17 protein-coding genes are annotated in these 17,367 nt (G+C 73.2%); 7 read left to right on the top strand and 10 right to left on the bottom strand.

All coding sequences use genetic code 11. The features are described from left to right. Nucleotides 1-23: 23 nt before the first annotated feature. The 3 genes from ACOJV7_RS06380 (at nt 24) to ACOJV7_RS06370 (ending at nt 2,015) form a co-directional block, all read left to right on the top strand. A complete protein-coding gene (locus ACOJV7_RS06380; protein WP_420189292.1) occupies nt 24-440 on the top strand; it encodes a pyridoxamine 5'-phosphate oxidase family protein in 417 nt (138 codons plus the stop codon). 33 nt (nt 441-473) lie between these two features. Then, complete coding sequence (locus tag ACOJV7_RS06375; RefSeq protein ID WP_420189291.1) at nt 474-1,289, top strand: TrmH family RNA methyltransferase; 816 nt, start codon at nt 474-476, stop codon at nt 1,287-1,289. A 90-nt stretch (nt 1,290-1,379) separates the two neighbouring features. Beyond that, complete coding sequence (locus tag ACOJV7_RS06370; RefSeq protein ID WP_420190381.1) at nt 1,380-2,015, top strand: VOC family protein; 636 nt, start codon at nt 1,380-1,382, stop codon at nt 2,013-2,015. Between the two features lie 87 nt (nt 2,016-2,102). On the opposite strand, the gene purB is transcribed toward ACOJV7_RS06370, so the two are convergent. Then, nucleotides 2,103-3,512 (bottom strand): adenylosuccinate lyase, encoded by a 1,410-nt coding sequence (purB, locus tag ACOJV7_RS06365; protein WP_420189290.1) that lies wholly within the window; start codon nt 3,510-3,512, stop codon nt 2,103-2,105. A gap of 100 nt (nt 3,513-3,612) precedes the next feature. On the opposite strand from purB, the gene ACOJV7_RS06360 reads away from it, so the two are divergent. Further along, a complete protein-coding gene (locus tag ACOJV7_RS06360) occupies nt 3,613-4,209 on the top strand; it encodes a dihydrofolate reductase family protein (protein WP_420189289.1) in 597 nt (198 codons plus the stop codon). A 16-nt stretch (nt 4,210-4,225) separates the two neighbouring features. On the opposite strand, the gene ACOJV7_RS06355 is transcribed toward ACOJV7_RS06360, so the two are convergent. From ACOJV7_RS06355 to ACOJV7_RS06330, 6 genes are read right to left on the bottom strand one after another with little or no spacing between them, the layout of a single operon-like run. After that, nucleotides 4,226-5,131 (bottom strand): M56 family metallopeptidase, encoded by a 906-nt coding sequence (locus ACOJV7_RS06355; RefSeq protein WP_420189288.1) that lies wholly within the window; start codon nt 5,129-5,131, stop codon nt 4,226-4,228. Nucleotides 5,132-5,143: 12 nt separating this feature from the next. Then, on the bottom strand, nt 5,144-5,539 hold the full coding sequence (locus ACOJV7_RS06350) for a BlaI/MecI/CopY family transcriptional regulator (protein ID WP_420189287.1): 396 nt from the start codon (nt 5,537-5,539) through the stop codon (nt 5,144-5,146). A 9-nt stretch (nt 5,540-5,548) separates the two neighbouring features. Further along, on the bottom strand, nt 5,549-7,129 hold the full coding sequence (cydC, locus tag ACOJV7_RS06345; RefSeq protein ID WP_420189286.1) for a thiol reductant ABC exporter subunit CydC: 1,581 nt from the start codon (nt 7,127-7,129) through the stop codon (nt 5,549-5,551). Continuing rightward, nucleotides 7,126-8,766 carry a thiol reductant ABC exporter subunit CydD gene (cydD, locus tag ACOJV7_RS06340; protein WP_420189285.1) on the bottom strand — a complete coding sequence of 547 codons (1,641 nt, stop codon included), beginning with the start codon at nt 8,764-8,766 and terminating at the stop codon, nt 7,126-7,128. Before cydD ends, cydC begins: the two co-directional genes overlap by 4 nt. Nucleotides 8,767-8,782: 16 nt before the next feature. Beyond that, nucleotides 8,783-9,826, bottom strand: coding sequence for a cytochrome d ubiquinol oxidase subunit II (gene cydB, locus ACOJV7_RS06335; RefSeq protein WP_420189284.1), 1,044 nt, complete (start codon nt 9,824-9,826; stop codon nt 8,783-8,785). 42 nt (nt 9,827-9,868) lie between these two features. Then, nucleotides 9,869-11,335, bottom strand: coding sequence for a cytochrome ubiquinol oxidase subunit I (locus ACOJV7_RS06330; protein ID WP_420189283.1), 1,467 nt, complete (start codon nt 11,333-11,335; stop codon nt 9,869-9,871). 199 nt (nt 11,336-11,534) lie between these two features. Here ACOJV7_RS06330 and ACOJV7_RS06325 point away from each other — a divergent pair, with 199 nt between their 5' ends. Next, complete coding sequence (locus ACOJV7_RS06325; RefSeq protein ID WP_420189282.1) at nt 11,535-11,978, top strand: hypothetical protein; 444 nt, start codon at nt 11,535-11,537, stop codon at nt 11,976-11,978. 87 nt (nt 11,979-12,065) lie between these two features. Here the strand turns inward: ACOJV7_RS06325 and ACOJV7_RS06320 are convergent, their stop codons facing one another. Then, nucleotides 12,066-13,751, bottom strand: a complete 1,686-nt coding sequence (locus ACOJV7_RS06320) for a substrate-binding domain-containing protein (protein WP_420189281.1) — start codon at nt 13,749-13,751, stop codon at nt 12,066-12,068. 40 nt (nt 13,752-13,791) lie between these two features. Next, nucleotides 13,792-14,181 (bottom strand): phage holin family protein, encoded by a 390-nt coding sequence (locus ACOJV7_RS06315; RefSeq protein ID WP_420189280.1) that lies wholly within the window; start codon nt 14,179-14,181, stop codon nt 13,792-13,794. Nucleotides 14,182-14,277: 96 nt separating this feature from the next. Between ACOJV7_RS06315 and hisC the strand changes: the two genes are divergently transcribed. Continuing rightward, nucleotides 14,278-15,378 carry a histidinol-phosphate transaminase gene (hisC, locus tag ACOJV7_RS06310; protein WP_420189279.1) on the top strand — a complete coding sequence of 367 codons (1,101 nt, stop codon included), beginning with the start codon at nt 14,278-14,280 and terminating at the stop codon, nt 15,376-15,378. Here the strand turns inward: hisC and ACOJV7_RS06305 are convergent. Continuing rightward, on the bottom strand, nt 15,288-16,295 hold the full coding sequence (locus tag ACOJV7_RS06305) for an EamA family transporter (protein ID WP_420189278.1): 1,008 nt from the start codon (nt 16,293-16,295) through the stop codon (nt 15,288-15,290). The two genes, hisC and ACOJV7_RS06305, sit on opposite strands and share 91 nt — an antisense overlap. A gap of 71 nt (nt 16,296-16,366) precedes the next feature. Between ACOJV7_RS06305 and ACOJV7_RS06300 the strand changes: the two genes are divergently transcribed. Further along, complete coding sequence (locus tag ACOJV7_RS06300) at nt 16,367-17,263, top strand: LysR family transcriptional regulator (RefSeq protein ID WP_420189277.1); 897 nt, start codon at nt 16,367-16,369, stop codon at nt 17,261-17,263. Nucleotides 17,264-17,367 lie beyond the last annotated feature (104 nt).

Raw genomic sequence — 17,367 nt, 5'->3', positions numbered from 1 at the left:
CCCCGACCGGCAGGATGGGCCGCATGCCCAAGGCACCGCTGCCCGCTCACGTCGCCGAGCTCTTCGCCCGGCCCAACCCCGCCGTCGTCGCCGTGCTGCGCCCGAACGGCGACCCCATGTCGGTCGCCACGTGGTACCTCGTCGAGGACGACGGCACCGTGCTGCTCAACATGGACGCCGGCCGCGCCCGCCTCGACTGGATGCGCGAGCGCCCCGAGGTCGCCCTCACCGCGCTCAAGGAGGGGGAGTGGTACACCCACGTGAGCATCCGTGGCCGCGTCGTGCGTTGGGACGACGACCCCGAGCGCGGGCTCGCCGACATCGACCGCCTCTCGGTCCACTACACCGGCAACCCCTACCGCGTGCGCGACCGCCCGCGCGTCAGCTGCTGGGTCGAGGTCGAGCACTGGCACGGCTGGGGCCAGGCGAAGGCCGACTGACGCCGCTCGTCCCCGTCACCCACAATGACCCGTATGCCGTCCCGTCCTGACCTCGAGATCACCTCACCGGCCAACCCGCGCCTCAAGCAGCTCGTGTCGCTGCGCCGACGCCGGGCGCGTGACGAGGCCGGAATCACCGTCGTCGAGGGCTTCGAGGAGCTCGGGCTCGCGCTCGACGCGGGCATCCGGCCGCGCACGCTCTTCTACGCCCCCGAGCTCATGCTCGACGCGGACGAGCAGCTGCGGGTCGTCGACGACGTGCGTGCTTCGGGCGTCGAGACGGTCAAGGTGTCGCGCACCGCCTTCGAGAAGGTCGCCTACCGCGAGGGGCCCGACGGCTTCCTCGCCCTCGTGCCCGCGGTCCGGGCCGGGCTGGCCGACCTCGACCTGCCCGGGGAGCCGCTCATCCTCGTCTGCGAGGGGCTCGAGAAGCCGGGCAACCTCGGCGCCATGCTCCGCACCGCCGACGCCGCCGGGGTCGACGCCGTCATCGCGGTCGACCCGGTCACCGACTGGGGCAACCCCAACGTCGTCCGGGGCTCCAAGGGCACCGTCTTCTCCGTCCCGGTCGCCAGCGCGACGCTCGACGCGACGCTGGGCTGGCTGCGGGCGCACGGCATACGCCTCGTGGCGACCACCCCCGACACCGAGACCCTGCACACCGGCGCCGACCTCACGGGCGCGGTCGCGATCGCCGTGGGGACCGAGAAGTTCGGTCTGACCGACGAGGCGCTGCGGGCCGCGGACGTGCGGGTGCGCATCCCCATGCACGGCAGCGTCAACTCGCTCAATGCCTCCGCGGCCGCCGCGATCGTCGTCTACGAAGCCGTCCGCCAGCGGTCGTCCTGAACGCTGGAGGCGGGGTCGCGGAGCGCGAGGACCGACGGTGACCAGCCCCTGTGTCAAGAGCACCCTCCGAGATGTGCCAACATGATCGGCATGCGAGTCGACCATGTTGTCTATGCCGCAGAGCACGACGGGGCGCGAGCGACGGCCGAGCGGCTGGCCGCCCAGCTCGGCGTCCAGCCCGTCGACGGGGGTGTGCACCCGCGCTTCGGGACGCGCAACGTCATCCTGCCGCTGCTCGGTGACCGCTACCTCGAGGTCGTCGAGGTGCTCGACCACCCCGCGTCCGACAAGGCGCCGTTCGGTCAGGTCGTTCGTGCCCGCTCCGAGTCCGGCGGCGGCTGGCTCGGCTGGGTGCTCGCCGTCGACGACATCACGCGGCAGGAGCAGCGCCTCGGGCGTGAGTCCGTCATCGGCAGCCGTCACCGCCCCGACGGTGTCGAGCTCCGATGGAAGCAGCTGGGCGTCAAGGGCCTGATGTCGGACCCGCAGCTGCCGTTCTTCGTCGAGTGGGACGCCGAGGTGCCGCACCCGTCCGGCGTCGGCGACACCGAGGTGGCCCTCAAGTCGCTGGAGATCGCCGGCGACCCCGAGCGCGTGCGCGACTGGGTCGGCGTCGACCAGGACTACGTGCCCGAGGGCATCGACTTCAACTTCGTCTCGCCCAAGGGCAACCCGGGCATCATGTCGGTGACCTTCGAGACCCCCAACGGTCCCGTCACCCTCTGAGGCGACGGCACGGCATACGACCGGCACGCGAGAGCGCCCCGCACGGACTCCGGTCCGGCGGGGCGCTTCGCTGTGTAGGCCGTGGCGTCAGCCCAGGTGGTCGACGAGGGCCGGCGCGATGCCGACGTAGGTCCCCGGCGTCATCGCCGCGAGGCGTTCCTCGACATCGGCCGGCAGGCCGAGGCCGCGCACGAACCCGACGAGCTCCGGCTGGCCGATGCGGCGGCCGCGGGTGAGTTCCTTGAGCCGCTCGTAGGGCTCCTCCATGCCGGGCACACCCTGGGCGCCGAGCGCGCGCATCGCCGACTGGATCGGCTCGCCGAGCACCTCCCAGTTGGCGTCGAGGTCCCGCGCCATCGCCTCGGGCACGGCGTCGAGCCCGGCGAGGCCGCGGGTCGCGTTGTCGAGCGCGAGGAGCGAGTGGCCGAGGGCGACGCCGATGTTGCGCTGCATCGAGGAGTCGGTGAGGTCGCGCTGGAGCCGGGACTGCACGAGCGTCGAGGCGAGGACGTCGAGCAGGGCGTTGCTCACCTCGAGGTTGGCCTCCGCGTTCTCGAAGCGGATCGGGTTGACCTTGTGCGGCATCGTGGACGAGCCGACGGTGCCCTGGCCGCGGACCTGGGCGAAGTAGCCCATCGAGATGTAGGTCCAGACGTCGGTGCACATGTTGTGCAGCACCCGGTTGAAGCGGGCGACGTCGGCATAGAGCTCGGCCTGCCAGTCGTGGCTCTCGATCTGGGTCGTCAGCGGGTTCCACGTGAGGCCGAGCCCCTCGACGAACGACTCGCTCACGTCCTCCCAGTCGGCCTCGGGCACGGCGGCGAGGTGGGCGCCGTAGGTGCCGGTGGCGCCGTTGAGCTTGCCGAGGAACTCGGCGTCCTCGACCCGGCGGAGCTGGCGCTGGAGCCGCCAGGCGAGCACGGCGAGCTCCTTGCCGAGGGTCGACGGCGTCGCCGGCTGGCCGTGCGTGTGCGAGAGCAGCGGCACGTCGCGCAGGTCGGACGCCATCGTCGACAGGGCCTCGACGAGGGCGGCGGCGCGCGGCAGCCAGACGTCCTCGATGGCTCCCTGGACCATGAGCGCGTAGGAGAGGTTGTTGATGTCCTCGCTCGTGCAGCAGAAGTGGATGAGCTCGGCGAGCCCCTTGTCCTCGTCGGCCGGGGCGATCTGCGCGAGGCGCTTCTTGAGGAAGTACTCGACCGCCTTGACGTCGTGCTGCGTGACCTTCTCGGTCTCGGCCATCTCCGCGATCTCGTCGGGTCCGAAGTCCTCGACGACGCGACGCAAGGATGCCTTCTCGTCGTCGGTGAGCCGCCGGACGCCCGGGACGACGCCGCGGTCGGTGAGGTGGATCAGCCACTCGACCTCGACGTGTATCCGCTGCCGGTTGAGCGCCGGCTCGGAGAGGTGGTCGACCAGCGGCGCCACGGCTCCGCGGTAGCGACCGTCGAGGGCGCCGAGCGCGATGGGGGGAGTGACGTCAGCGAGGGAGGCCATGGTGCTCATCCTCCCAGAGGGCCTGCGAGCGCCGCCCCGCCGGTCGGCCCGACGGCCGGCGAACCTTGCCCCCGGTCGGGGGTGGGGGCAGGGTGAGGGCATGACGCGCGTGGTGGCCGACATCTCCGTCTCCGTCGACGGCTTCGTCACCGGACCCGGTGCCGGGCCCGACAACGGTCTCGGCGACGGCGCCGAGGGGCTGCACGCCTGGGTCTTCTCGGACGACGAGGTCGACCGGGCCGTGCTCGAGGACGCCACGACTGCCACCGGGGCGGTCGTCATGGGCCGCCACCTCTTCGACGTCATCGACGGGCCGGACGGCTGGAACGACAAGGTCGGCTACGGCGCCGGGCACGCGGCGAGGCCGCCGTTCTTCGTCGTCACGAGCACCGAGCCCGAGTCGGTGCGGCTCGCCAAGAGCCACGACTTCACCTTCGTCCTCGACGGACCCGCGGCAGCGGTCGAGCAGGCACGGGCCGTCGCAGGGCAGAAGGACGTCTACGTCATGGGCGGTGGTGAGGTCGTCCGTGGTTGCCTCGACGCCGGCGTCGTCGACCGGCTGTCGCTCCACATCTCATCGCTGGTCCTCGGCGAGGGAACCCCGCTCTTCGACGCCACGACCCCTCGCCGGCTCACCCAGCGCGGCGTGCGGGTGTCGCCGCACGCCGTCCACGTCACCTGGGACGTCGAGCGCTGACCCGGCGTGACCGGGTTCAGCGCCAGGCGAGCCAGAGCAGGGCGACGGGCAGCGCGACGACCGCGACGGCATACGCGTACATCACGGCGACGGTCGGCGCCGGCAGCGCGTCCTCGGCGAGGAGCCGCATCCGGGTCGCCGTCGTGCCGTCGCCACCGGCGCCGAGTCCGGCCTCCGGTGCCTGGCCCTGCGCGAGCGTGAGCAGCGCTCGTGCCGTCGTCACGGGCCCGGACGTGCGCACGGCGGCGCGGTCGGCGAGCGCCTCGACGAGCAGCCGCACCTCGCGCAGCGCCGCCGGTGAGCGCACCGGCTCGGGGACGGAGTGGTGCAGGACGGTGAAGTACTCGAGCAGGAGGTCGTGCCGTCCGCGCAGGTGCGCCCGCTCGTGAGCGAGGACGGCGGCGAGCTCGTCGTCGGGCAGGGCGGCGAGCGCGCCCTCGGTGAGGACGACCCGCGACCGGCGCCCGGGGAGGCAGTAGGCCGTCGGTGTCGCGTGGTCGAGGACGCGTATGCCGTCCGCCCGCCCCTGGCCCGCGGGTGACCCGAGGACGTCGACGAGGTCGCGGTGGCGGGCCCGCGCGGCGCGCAGCCGGGTGCCGATGCGGTGGCCAGAGAGCAGGAGGCGCCCGAGCATCGCGAGCGTCACGGCGCCCGCGAGGCCGACGATGACCCACCCGCGTGCCCCGAACCACGCGAGGGCCAGCGTGCAGTCACCGCCACAGGCGAACCAGCCGACGCCACGGAGTGAGGGCACCGCCGCCGGTGCGGCGAGCAGGGCCGCGAGGACGCCGGCGAACGAGACGGCCTGCCACGCGACGAGCGCGGCGCGCGGGGCCCGCCGGAAGCTGCCGAGCCGGGCCATGAGCCGCGGCGCGACCCCCGAGAGCAGGACCGCGAGGGCGGCCAGGAGGAGGGCGTACACCGGGGGTCCGGGTCAGCCGCGTCGCTGCTCGACCTCGGAGAGCGCGGCCCGCAGGTCGTCGAGCTCCTCCGAGGTGGCTCCGTCGAGGAAGTGCAGGAGTGCCGCGCGCCGGTCGGTGACGTCGCCGAGCGAGGCCCGCATCGTCTCGGCGGTGAGCGACTCGCGCGTGCCGGCCGGGGTGTAGCGCCAGGCTCGCCCGTCGCGCTCGCGGGTGACGAGCCCCTTCTTGGAGAGCCGGTCGAGGACGGTCATGACGGTCGTGTAGGCCAGCCCGCGCTCACCGGGCAGCCCTTCGAGCACCTCGCGCACGCTCGAGCCGGCGGGCCGGGTCGTCGTCGAGTCCCACAGCTGCTCCATGACGGAGCGCTCGAGGTCGCCGAGCCGGGGTGCGGGGGTGGTGGGAGGCACGTCGTGGTCCTAGCGGGATGGCGTGAGGTCGAGGATCTCGTCGAGGGCGTCGAGGCCCTCGTCGCGGTGGCTGACGACCACCACGGTACGCCCTGCGAGCGCGGCGCCGACGTCGCTCATGACGGCGACGGCGGTGGGATGGTCGAGGTGGGCGACGGGCTCGTCGAGGAGGACGACCGGGCGCTCGGACAGGACGGCGCGGGCGAGCGCCAGGCGCGCTCGCTCGCCACCGGAGACGCCACGTCCACCGGCGCCGAGGCGGGTGTCCAGACCGTCGGGAAGGCTGTCGAACCAGCTCTCCAGTCCCGCGCTCGCGAGGGCGGTGACGAGCTCGGCGTCGGTCGCGTCCGGACGGGCGAGGAGGAGGTTGGCCCTCAGGTCGGCGGCGAAGACGTGCGGCTCGTCGTCGACGACGGCGACGAGGTCGCGGACGGCGTCGAGGTCGAGGTCGGCGACGTCACGGCCGTCGACGAGGAACCGTCCCGACTGCGGGTCGAGTGCGCGGGCGAGGACGGCGAGGGTCGTCGACTTGCCGGACCCGTTGGCTCCGACGATCGCCACCCGGCGCCCCGGCGGCAGGTCGAGATCGACGCCACTCACGTCCTCGCGACCGTCGACCCACCCTGCGCCCATGCGTTCGAGCCGGAGGTGGGGGACGGTCGAGGCGGGACGGTCGCTGCCGGTCGCGGCGACGGCGGGTCGCTGGTCGAGGAGGGCGTCGACGCGCTGCTCGCCCTGCTCTGCGCGGGCCTGCGCCCGCACGGCGTCGGCGACCGGCAGGAGCGCGTCCGCCAGCGCGGCGGGGACGACGACGAGCAGCGCCATGACGCCCGGGGACACGTCGGCACCGACGGCCACCCGGGCCATGGCCAGCGTCGCGAGCCCGGTGAGCGCGAGGACGCCGCCAGTGACCACCGCCCTGCCGCGGCTCTGTTGCCGCAGCGCCGAGCCGAGGTCGTCGTGGGCCCGGTCGAGACGGGCGAGGACGTCACCCTCCGCACCGATCGCCCGCAGCTCGGCCGTATGCCGTGCCACGAGCTCCGCGGCCCGGCCCACCTCCGCCCGCGCCTGGCCGAGCTTCGCCTGAGCAGAGCGCTCGAGCACGAGCCCCGCCTGGCCGACGGCGACGACGAGCCCGACCCACACGAGGACGACGAGACCGGCGGCGGGCTCGAGCACGCTGGTGAGCAGGGTGGCGAAGACGGCGGCGACGAGGGCCGACAGCAGCGGCACCCGCACCCGCACGTGCGCCTCGACGACGTCGGTGAGGTCGTCGACCACGCCGGTGAGGACTGCGCTGCGCGACCGGCGGCCGAGGCGAGCCGGAGTCAGCGGGATGAGGCCGGCATACACGCTCGTCCTTGCCGTCGCGAGGTCGCCGAGGGCGGTGTCGTGCGACCGCAGTCGCTCGAGGTGGCGGAAGAACGGTCGCGCCATGCCGAAGGCGCGCACACCGACGATGGCGGTGAGCAGGGTGAGGATGACCGGGCGCTCGGAGGCTCGCACGATGAGCCAGCCCGAGGTCGCGGTGAGCGCGACGCCCGAGGTGAGCGCGAGGCCGCCCCACAGGCCCGCGAGCCGCCCGCTCATGCCGGCACCGCCTCGAGGGCCGATCCGGTGGGGTGGACGTGGACGTCGGCGGCGGCGACGAGGTCGGGGGAGTGGGTCGCGGCGACGACGCACCGCTCGTCGGCGAGCTCCCGCACGACGTCGCGTACGAGCGCGGCCGATGGGCCGTCGAGGTGGGCGGTGGGCTCGTCGAGGAGCACCACTGGCGCGGTCGAGAGCAGCGCACGGGCGAGGGCGAGGCGGGTGCGCTGGCCGGCCGAGAGCCCGAAGCCGTCGTCGCCGAGCGCGGTGTCGAGTCCGTCCGGCAGACCGGCGACGAACTCCCCCAGGCCGACTCGCCGAAGCGCCCACCACAGCGCGGAGTCGGGAGGCGGGGTCGTCGAGCCGAGCCGCAGCGCCTCGGCGATGGTCCCGTCGGGCAGGAACGGCCGCTGGGTGACGTAGTGGACCGCACCGCAGCACACCACCCGGCCGGCGGTCGGGATGCGCAGCCCGGCGACGAGGTCGAGGAGGGTGGACTTGCCCGCGCCGGAGGTGCCGGTGACGACGGTGAGCCCGGGCCCGGCGTCCAGAGCCGCCCCGTCGAGGACGAGCTGCTCCGACCCCGGGTACGCATACGCCACCCCCTCCACCACCACCCGACTGATTGCCCCCGCACCACCGAAAGCAGCCGGATCCGGCGCCGTTTGGGTGGTCTGCGGGCAAGAAGTCGGGGTTGGGGGCCCGGTGGTGAGCGCGGTGAGGATGGCGTCGACGGCGGTGGCCCCGTCGGCGGCCGCGTGGAACTCGGCGCCCACCCGCCGGATGGGCCAGTAGGCCTCGGGCGCGAGCAGGATCGCGAGCAGCCCGGCCTCGAGCGTCATCGACCCGTGGGTGAGCCGCAGCCCGACGGTCACGGCGACGATCGCCACCGAGATCGACGCGAGCAGCTCGAGCGCCGACGAGCTGAGGAACGCCACCCGCAGCGTGCGCATCGTCGCCGTCCGGTGCTGCTCCGAGACGGCACCGACGACCTCGACCTGGCGACGCGCGCGACCGTAGGCGACGAGGGTCGGCAGCCCGCGCATGACGTCGCCGAAGTGGCCGGCGAGCTGCTCGAGCGCCCGCCAGCGGCTCCTCGTGTCGTCCTCGGTCTCGCGCCCGATGAGCGCGGCGAAGAGCGGCAGGAGCGGCAGGGTGAGCACGACGACGAGCGCGCTCAGCGGGTCGACGAGGACCAGCGCGCCCACCGCGAGGACCGGCACGACGACCCCGGCGACGAGCGCGGGGAGGAAGCGCGCGGCATACGGCTCGACGGCGCTCGCGCCCTGCACCGCGAGGGTCGAGGCGCGCTCGGGCTCCGGGCGGGACTCGACGGGCGCTGCGAGCCAGTGCGCGAGCAGACGCCGGCGCAGCCCCGCGCTCACCCGGTGCGACGCGCTCGCGCCCACCCGGTCGACGAGCGCCGCGAGCACCGCCCTCGCCGCGAAGGCGCCCATGACCCAGGCTCCGCTCCGCTGCCAGTCACCGCCGGACACGACGTCGACGACGAGCCGGGCGAGGAAGAACGCGAGGGCGATCGCGGCCACTCCCTGCAGCGCGGCGACGACCGTGAGCGCGGCGACCGGGCGCCGCAGCTCGGGTGCCGCGCGCAGCAGTCGTGGGTCGAAGGGCCTCATCGCGTATGCCGTCCGCTCACTTCACGAGGACCGGCGCGGCGATGTGCTCGACCGAGAGCCTGCGGCGGAAGACCCAGTAGGTCCACGCGGTGTAGAGCAGGACGATCGGCACGAAGAGGAGGGCCGCGACGGTCATGATCTGCAGCGTCATCGTCGTGCTGGCGGCGTTCTCGATGGTGAGCGAGGCGCCACCCGGGAGCGTCGTCGGCAGGACCGCCGGGTGCAGCGCGACGAAGTAGGCCGTCGCTGCCGCAGCCCAGGTGAGCGCGGTCCCGGCGAAGGCGACGCCCTCGCGGCCCGCGGCGTTGGCGACGAGCGCACCGACGAGCGCGACGGCGGCGAGGGCCGCGAGGGCGAGCACGCCCGCGCTGCCCCGGGTCCCGACGAGCCAGGCGAGCAGCGCGACGGCGAGCACCGCCGACACCACCCCGGCCCGGCTCGCCACCCGTCGGGCGTCCTCGCGGATCGGCCCCTCGGTCTTGAGCGCGAGGAAGACGGCGCCGTGCGTCACCGACAGGGCGACGAAGGTGACGCCGCCGAGCAGGCTGGGGAGGTTGAGCAGGGTCCAGAGCGAGCCGACGTACTCGAAGTCCGCGTCGAGAGGGATGCCCCGGACGACGTTGGTGAGGGCGACGCCGACGAGGAAGGGCGCGAGCACGGAACCGCCGATGATCGCGGCATCCCACCAGCGGCGCCATTCGTCGTCGTCGCGCTTGTGGCGGTACTCCAGGCCCATGTTGCGGACGATGAGCGCGACGAGGAGCAGGAGGAGCGGGAGGTAGAAGGCCGAGAACATCGACGCGTACCAGTGGGGGAACGCCGCGAACGTCGCACCACCGGCGGTGAGCAGCCACACCTCGTTGCCGTCCCAGTGCGGGCCGATCGCCGTGAGCATGACCCGGCGGCGGCGGTCGGACTCGTCGACGGCCGAGCCGACCCGCGCACCCCGGCCACCGAGGACCGGGAGCAGGGCGCCGACCCCGAAGTCGAAGCCCTCGAGGACGAGGTAGCCGGTCCACAGCACCCCGATGAGGAGGAACCAGATGAAGGGGAAGTCCATGTCGAGAACGCCTCTCTCGCAGCGGTGTCGAGCAGTCGGGGGTCAGTAGGAGAACTGGAGCGGGGCGTCGGGCTCGCGCACCTGCTCCGGCTCGTGGAACGGCTCCGCGCCGTGGGCGACGTAGCGCAGGAAGAGACGGACCTCGACGACCGCCAGCACGGCATACAGGAGGGTGTAGACCGACATCGAGATCCAGATCTCGGTCGTCGACACCGACGGCGAGACGCCGAAGGAGGTCGTCATGAGCCCGTTGACGAGCCACGGCTGGCGGCCGGTCTCGGTGAAGATCCAGCCGAAGCTGTTGGCGAAGACCGGGAGCAGGGGTGCGGCGATCCCGGCCCAGACCCACCAGCGCGACACCGGCGGCCGAGCCGTCCCGCGCGTCACCCAGAGCAGGAACGCCGACAGCGCCATCGATGCGAAGCCGAGCCCCATCATGAGCCGGAAGGTCCAGTAGGCCAGTGGCACGTTGGGCGTGTAGTCCGCGTCGGTCGTGATCGCGGCGACGTCAGGGCCGTAGGTCCGCTCGATCGACGCGACGAGCTCGGCGTTGCGGGCCTTGATCTCGTTGATGCCCTCGACGGTGCCGTTCGGGTTGCCGGTCGCCATGAACGCGAGCACCTTGGGCACCTTGATCGCGAGGTGCTCCTGCGTGCCGTCGAGCGAGCCGATGGTGAGGATCGAGAAGCCGGCGCCGGCCTCGGTCTCGTAGAGCGCCTCGGCCGCGGCCATCTTCATCGGCTGGACCTCGGTCATGATCTTGCCCTGGACGTCACCGCTGACGACGACGCCGAGGCTCGCGACGAGGGTGAGGGCGGCTCCCAGCCGGGTGGCGCGGCGGTACATCGGGACGTCCGCGGCGTCGTGCGCCCCCGGCGTCGCGGCCCGGCGCCAGAGCCACAGGCACACACCCATGACGGTGGCGCCACCGACCATGTAGGCCGAGGTGATGACGTGCGGGAAGGCGACGAGCTGCACCTTGTTGGTGAGGATCGCGACGAAGTCGGTCATCTCCGCCCGCCCGCTCTCGGGGTTGTAGCGGAAGCCGACGGGGTTCTGCATGAACGAGTTCGCGGCGAGGATGAAGTAGGCCGAGAGCAGCGTGCCGACGTGAACGACCCACATCGTCGCCGCGTGCAGCTTCTCGGGAATCCGCCCCCACCCGAAGATCCACAGCCCGAGGAAGGTCGACTCGACGAAGAACGCGAGCAGCGCCTCGAGCGCAAGCGGCGCACCGAAGACGTCACCGACGAAGCGCGAGTAGTCCGACCAGTTCATCCCGAACTGGAACTCCTGGACGATGCCGGTGACGAGCCCGAGCGCGAAGTTGATCGTGAAGAGCTTGCCGAGGAACTTCGTCAGCCGCAGCCACTCCTCGCGCCGGGTGCGCACCCATGCGACGTGCGTGACGGCGACGACGAACGACAGCCCGATCGTCACCGGCACGAAGAGGAAGTGGTAGACGGTCGTGATGGCGAACTGCCACCTCGCCAGGTCGACGGGCTCCATCGGTCTCCTCCGTGCTCGGTGCCTGATGCGGCGGTCCGCTCCTCTACTACGACCCATAGTAATACGACGATGCGTAGTAGTCGCAACCCCCCCCCCGTATGCCGTCCGCCCTCCGCCCGCTCCCCAGGCGCCGCTTCCCGATCCGCCCGAGCACGCAACTTGGGCCCGCGGCGGCGACGTGGTTAGCGTGGCGAGCGTCATGACGAGAGGCCACGCACCCCGCCACGCCGCCCCCGCCGTCGCGGGCGCACGGCGGAGCTGGGTGCTGCTCGCCGCGGCAGGCACGTGCCTCGTGCTCGCGGGGACGTTCGCGCTGCGGTCCGGGGACCACGAGCCCTCGGGCCCGGCCACGACACCGACCAGTCGATCCGGCACGGCCTCACCGACCGGATCGACGTCGTCCCCGAGCGGCACGGTGTCACCGACGCCGGTGGCGACGTCCCCCGGCGCCTCGCCGACGGACTCGCCCGTGGGCACCGAAGCCGTCGCGCCGCCGACGCCGGGTCCGGGTGCGACCTCGGGCACCGATCCCGCGCCGGCCGGCACGAGGGCGTCGGCGCCGTCCGGGACGCCGACGAACACCAGGAAGCCCAAGCCCACCCCGCCCGGGTTCACGAACCGTCCGACGAAGACGCCGAAGTAGCGCGCCGGCCGACGTGCCGCCCGGAGGCGGCGTGCCGGGAGCCGCCCGACGTGCCGTCCGACGGCGGCGGTCACCGGACCTGAGCGGTCACTGCGCCTGGGAGGGCTCCCGCGCGAGGAGGGCCTGGACGAAGACGGTGAGCAGGTCGTCGGAGGTGTTCGCGGTGTAGCTCGCGCCGCCCGACGCGCTGGCGATGGCCCGGAGCGCACTGGGGTCCGCCTCGCCCATGCCGATGGTGATGATGCGCACCGGTCTCGTCGGGTCGTGGCCCTGCTTGATCTTCGCGAGCAGCTGGTCGAGCTCGAGACCGCCACCCGGGTCGTCGTTCTTGCCGTCGGTGATGATGACGACCGAGTTGAAGTACTCGGGGTCGTAGGTGCGGGTCATCTCGTCGAACGCTGCGGCCGTGGTGTCGTAGAGGCCGGTGTCGCCGCTGATGTAGCTCGGGAACTTCTTGAGCGCCCCGACGATGGCGTCGCGGTGGGTGCCGCCACCCTCGGGCTCGTCGAGCCGGGCGATGGGGGCGATCGGCGCCCAGTCCTTGCCCTTGCCGCCCTTGTCGGTCGAGAAGATCCAGCCGCCGACCTGGCTGCCGTCGGGCAGGCGCTGCACAGCCGTGACGAGCGACTCCTCGGCGACCTTGGCCCGGGTCTTGCCGCCGGTGTCCTTGGCGACCGTCGTCATCGAGCCGGAGACGTCGATGATCGCGAGCATGCGGGCGTCGGCCTTGAGGACGTCCCACTGGCGCAGGGCGGCGAGCCGGCCCGCGGCGGCCATCTGGCCGAGGGGGGTGAAGCTCGCGGCCTCGACGCCCTCGATCGTCGGGCCGCCGGCGTCGTCGGTGCCGCGGAAGCCCGCCTTCGCCAGGGCCTCGACCGCGGCCGGCGAGGTCACCGCGCGCAGGCCGGCGTCGGCGACCTCCTTGAGCGCGGGCGTGAGGTCCGGTGCGGGCACCCACGGGTAGTCCAAGGAGTAGGTCCCCGCCTTCGGCAGGAGTGGCTGCAGCAGCCCCGGGCTCGTGAGCGAATGGGCGGCGAGGGCCTGCTCGCTGATCGGGAACGGCTCGCTGCGGGTCGTCGTCGATCCCGACGGGTCCTTCGCGCCGGCGAGGAGGTCGCTCGTACCGGTGGCGGCGAAGCGGGAGAGCAGGATGATGCGCTGGCCGGCCGTGACGTCCTTGGTCGTCGCCTCCGCGCCGGCGCGCGAGCCGAGGAAGGCGAGCCGGCTGGCTGTGTCGAGGTGCGGGTTGGCGAGGTGGATCGCCCCGCCCTTGTTGACGAGGTCGTCCCACGACGTGAAGTCGCCGGCCAGCCTGTCCGCGCTCGTCACCGGGTTGGCGAGGACCACCGGGCTGTGCGCGAGCGACGCGGCCCCGACCCAGTCGGCCGTGACCGCCGAGCCGGTGCTGCCCGCGGTCGTCTGGTCGAGCCAGACCGACGAGTCGGGCACCCACGCGTCGGGGGCCTTGCCCTGGCGGATCCGGCTCGCCACGCTCGACGACCGGCTGCCGGTCACCTCGTAGCGGTGGCAGGGGTTGACCCGGGTGACCGTGGCGAGCTGGGTCTTGACGAGGTCCGCGAGCTCGGTCGCCACCTCGACCCGCAGCGGTGCGGCCGTGCACGCGGCGCCACTGCCCTCGGGCGCCTCGTCGGACGCCCCGGTGCCGGTGCCGAGCGCATAGGCGCCCCCGGCGATGACGAGTGCTCCGGCGACGAGGGCGGCGACGACGCCGCGCTGGCTGGGCGCAGCGGTCTGCGCGTGGTGACGACCCATGGGATGGCGCTGTTCGGGCGAGTGGCGGGGAGGGGCGCGGTCAGTCGTCGTCGCCGTCGGGCAGGACGACGCTGAGCAGCCACGAGACGACGGTGATGATGACGGCGCCGATGACGGCGTCCCAGAAGAACTCGTCGATCGTGAACGCCAGGCCCAGCGGCTCGGCGATCCACTCGGTGATCTGCAGCATGAACGCGTTGACGATGAACGTGAACAGGCCGAGCGTGAGCACGATGAACGGGAACGACAACACCTTGGCGATGGGCCGGATGACGGCGTTGACGAGCCCGAAGACGAGGGCGACGAGGACGACCGTGACGACCTTGCTCGTCCACGCGTCGTCGTCACCGAAGCTGATGCCGGCGACGAGCCAGGCCGCCACCCACAGGGCGACGGCGTTGATGAGGACGCGGATCAGGAAGTTCTGCACGCGGTCATGGTCCCACGAGCCGGCCGCGTCCCGGGTGAACCTCCCCGGGATGTGGTGTCTCTCTCGTGCGCGGAGCCGGGCCCTACAGTGGCGGGCATGACCGACGGCCCGACCCCGACCCCCTCCAGCACCGTACGCTTGCGGGGTGCGCTCGACGCCGTGCCCGCCTATGTCGCCGGCAAGCCGGCGGCAGCGCAGGCCGGGATCACGGCATACAAGATGTCGTCCAACGAGAACCCGTACCCGCCGCTCCCGTCGGTCCTCGACGTCGTGCGGGAGCAGGCCGGCCAGATCAACCGATACCCCGACATGGGCGTCGCCGCCCTCACGCAGGCGCTCGCGGAGCGGCTCGACGTGCCGGCCGCGCGGATCGCCACCGGTCCGGGCAGCGTCGGCGTCCTCGGCCAGATCATCACCGCGCTGTGCGACCCGGGTGACGAGGTCGTCTTCGCGTGGCGCAGCTTCGAGGCCTACCCGATCCTCGTCGCCCTCGCCGGTGCGACCGCCGTGCAGGTGCCGCTCACGGCGGAGGCCCGCCACGACCTCGACGCGATGGCGGCTGCGGTGACCGACCGGACGAAGGTCGTGCTCGTCTGCACCCCCAACAACCCCACGGGCCCGAGCGTGCGCGCCGACGAGCTCGAGGCGTTCCTCGACCGCGTGCCGCACGACGTCCTCGTCGTCCTCGACGAGGCCTACCTCGAGTTCGTCACGAGCGAGGAGGCGCCGGACGCCCTGGCCGTCCACCGGGCCCGGCCCAACGTCGCCGTCCTGCGCACCTTCTCGAAGGCCTACGGCCTCGCCGGCCTGCGCGTCGGCTACGCCGTGGCGCACGAGCCGGTGGCCGAGGCGCTGCGCAAGGCGGCCATACCCTTCGGCGTCAACTCGCTCGCCCAGGCCGCCGCGATCGCCTCGCTCGAGGCCTGGGACGAGCTCGACGTGCGGGTCAAGGAGCTCGTCGCCGAGCGGGCCCGCGTCCTCGCCGGGCTCGAGGATCAGGGCTGGGACGTCCCCGACACCGACGCCAACTTCGTCTGGTTCGGCGTCGGCGAGCGCACGCCCGAGCTCGCCGCGGCGTTCCAGCAGGCCGGCCTCACGGTGCGTCCCTACGGCACCGACGGAGTCCGTGTGACGATCGCCGAGCCCGAGGCCAACGACCGGCTGCTCGAGGTCGCGGCGGCCTTCCCGCGTTCCTGACGCGCGTCGCTGCTGCCGTCGACGACCGATGGCGTATGCCGTCCCACCCGGCTCGTGGGACCCCCGCCGGCCGTGAGCAGGACGCCGGCCACGACGACGGCGCACCCGAGCCATTCCACTCCTGAGGGACGCTCGCCGAGCACGACCCAGGCCGCGGTGAGGCCGGTGACCGGCACGAGCATGGAGAACGGCGCGACGGTGCCGGCGGGGTGGCGGGCCATGAGCCACGACCAGATGCCCGTCCCGACGACGGTGGCGACGAGGCTCGTGTAGAGCAGCCCGGCGACGGCCGCGGCGCCGACCGGCGACACGACGCTCGAGAGCGAGTCACCGATGCGCCCAGGGCCCTCGACGGCGAGGCTGAGGGCGAGCATCGGCAGCGGTGGCACGACGCTCATCCACATCGTCAGCCGCACCGGGTGGCTCGAGCGGGCGCGACGGACCGCGAGGTTGCCGAGCGCCCAGCCGAGCCCGCCGAGGACGGTGAGGACGAACGGCCACACCGCCGAGACGTCGCCGCGCTGCGAGCCGACGACGCCGAGTCCGAGCATCGCCACGAGCACGCCGAGACCGCGACGGCCCGAGAGGTGCTCGCCGAGGAGGGCGCCGAGCACGACGGTGAACGGCGCGGAGCTCTGCAGGACGAGCGAGGCGAGACCGGCCGGCATACCCGATGCCATGCCCCAGTAGAGGAAGGCGAACTGGAGGACGCCGAAGCCGAGGCCGTAGAGGAGCACCCAGCACCACGGCACGTCCGGCCTCGGGACGAAGAGGAGCGCGACGAGGGCGAGCGGTGCCCAGCGCAACGCCACGGTGAAGAAGGGTGGGAACTGCTCGAGCGAGGCGTGGATGGCGATGAAGTTGACGCCCCAGAGGACGGCGACGAGGACGGCGAGAAGTCGGTGGCGGGCGGGCACCGGTCCAGCCTGACCGCTTGGACTGTTTCGGTCTACTGAAACGTTGTGAAAAGAACCATTAGGTTGACTGCATGGACGTGCGACACCTCCGCCTGCTGCGCGAGCTCGCCGAGCGGGGCAGCGTCACCGCCGTGGCGGCGGCGACGCACCGCACCGGCTCCGCCGTCTCCCAGCAGCTCCGGACCGCCGAGCGCGACCTCGGCGTGCGGCTCGTCGAGCCGGCCGGTCGTGGGCTGCGGCTCACCGACGCGGGGCGGCTGCTCGCCGAGGCCGCCCTCGACGTCGAGGCGGCGCTGGCGCGGGTCGAGGCTCGGCTCGACGACTTCCGTGGCCGGCCGACCGGCCGGGTGCGCGTCGCGGCCCTCACGAGCGCTGCCGAGGTCCTCGTCCCCGGTGCGATGAGCGCGCTCTCGGCCGACGGCATCGAGGTCGAGCTCACCGACACCGACGTCTCCGAGTCGGACTACGCCGGGCTCGTCGCCGACCATGACGTCGTCATCGGCCACAGCCTCCTCGGACCGGTCCCGCAGGGGGCCGAGCACCTCGTGCGCACCGTGCTCCTGCGCGAGCCGCTCGACGTCGCCGTGCCGACCGGCCACCCGCTCGCGGCCAAGGACGTGCTCCGGCCGCGCGACGTCGTCGACGAGACCTGGGTCGGTGTGCCGGACGGCTACCCCTTCGCGACCGTGCTCGAGTCGGTCGAGCGGGCGACGGGCAGGTCGGTCGCCGTGGCCCAGCGCATCCGCGACAACCGCATCGCCGAGGCGCTCGTCGTGGCCGGCACGGGGCTCGCCCTGCTGCCCCGCTTCACGACGCGGCCACGCGAGGGCGTCGTGCCCCGGCCCCTGCGCGGGGTCAACGCGCGCCGGTGGGTCGTGGCGATGTCGCGTCCGGACCGGGCCGAGCGGGCGGTCGTCCGCCGGACGGTCGCCGCCCTGCGGGAGACGGGACGCCGCGCGTCAGGCTGACGGGAACCGGGTGCCAGACGCGCCGGTGCGCGGGGGCCCCAGCCACCATGCGCCCTTCGGGCCGCGCGGCGGGTCCGGACTGGCCAGGCGACACCGGCCCGAGC

Source organism: Knoellia tibetensis, assembly GCF_048606415.1.
In the GTDB taxonomy this organism is placed as follows: Bacteria; Actinomycetota; Actinomycetes; order Actinomycetales; family Dermatophilaceae; genus Knoellia; species Knoellia tibetensis.
Note: the sequence above shows the minus strand (reverse complement) of the source record. Positions and strands in the feature narration are given on the sequence as shown.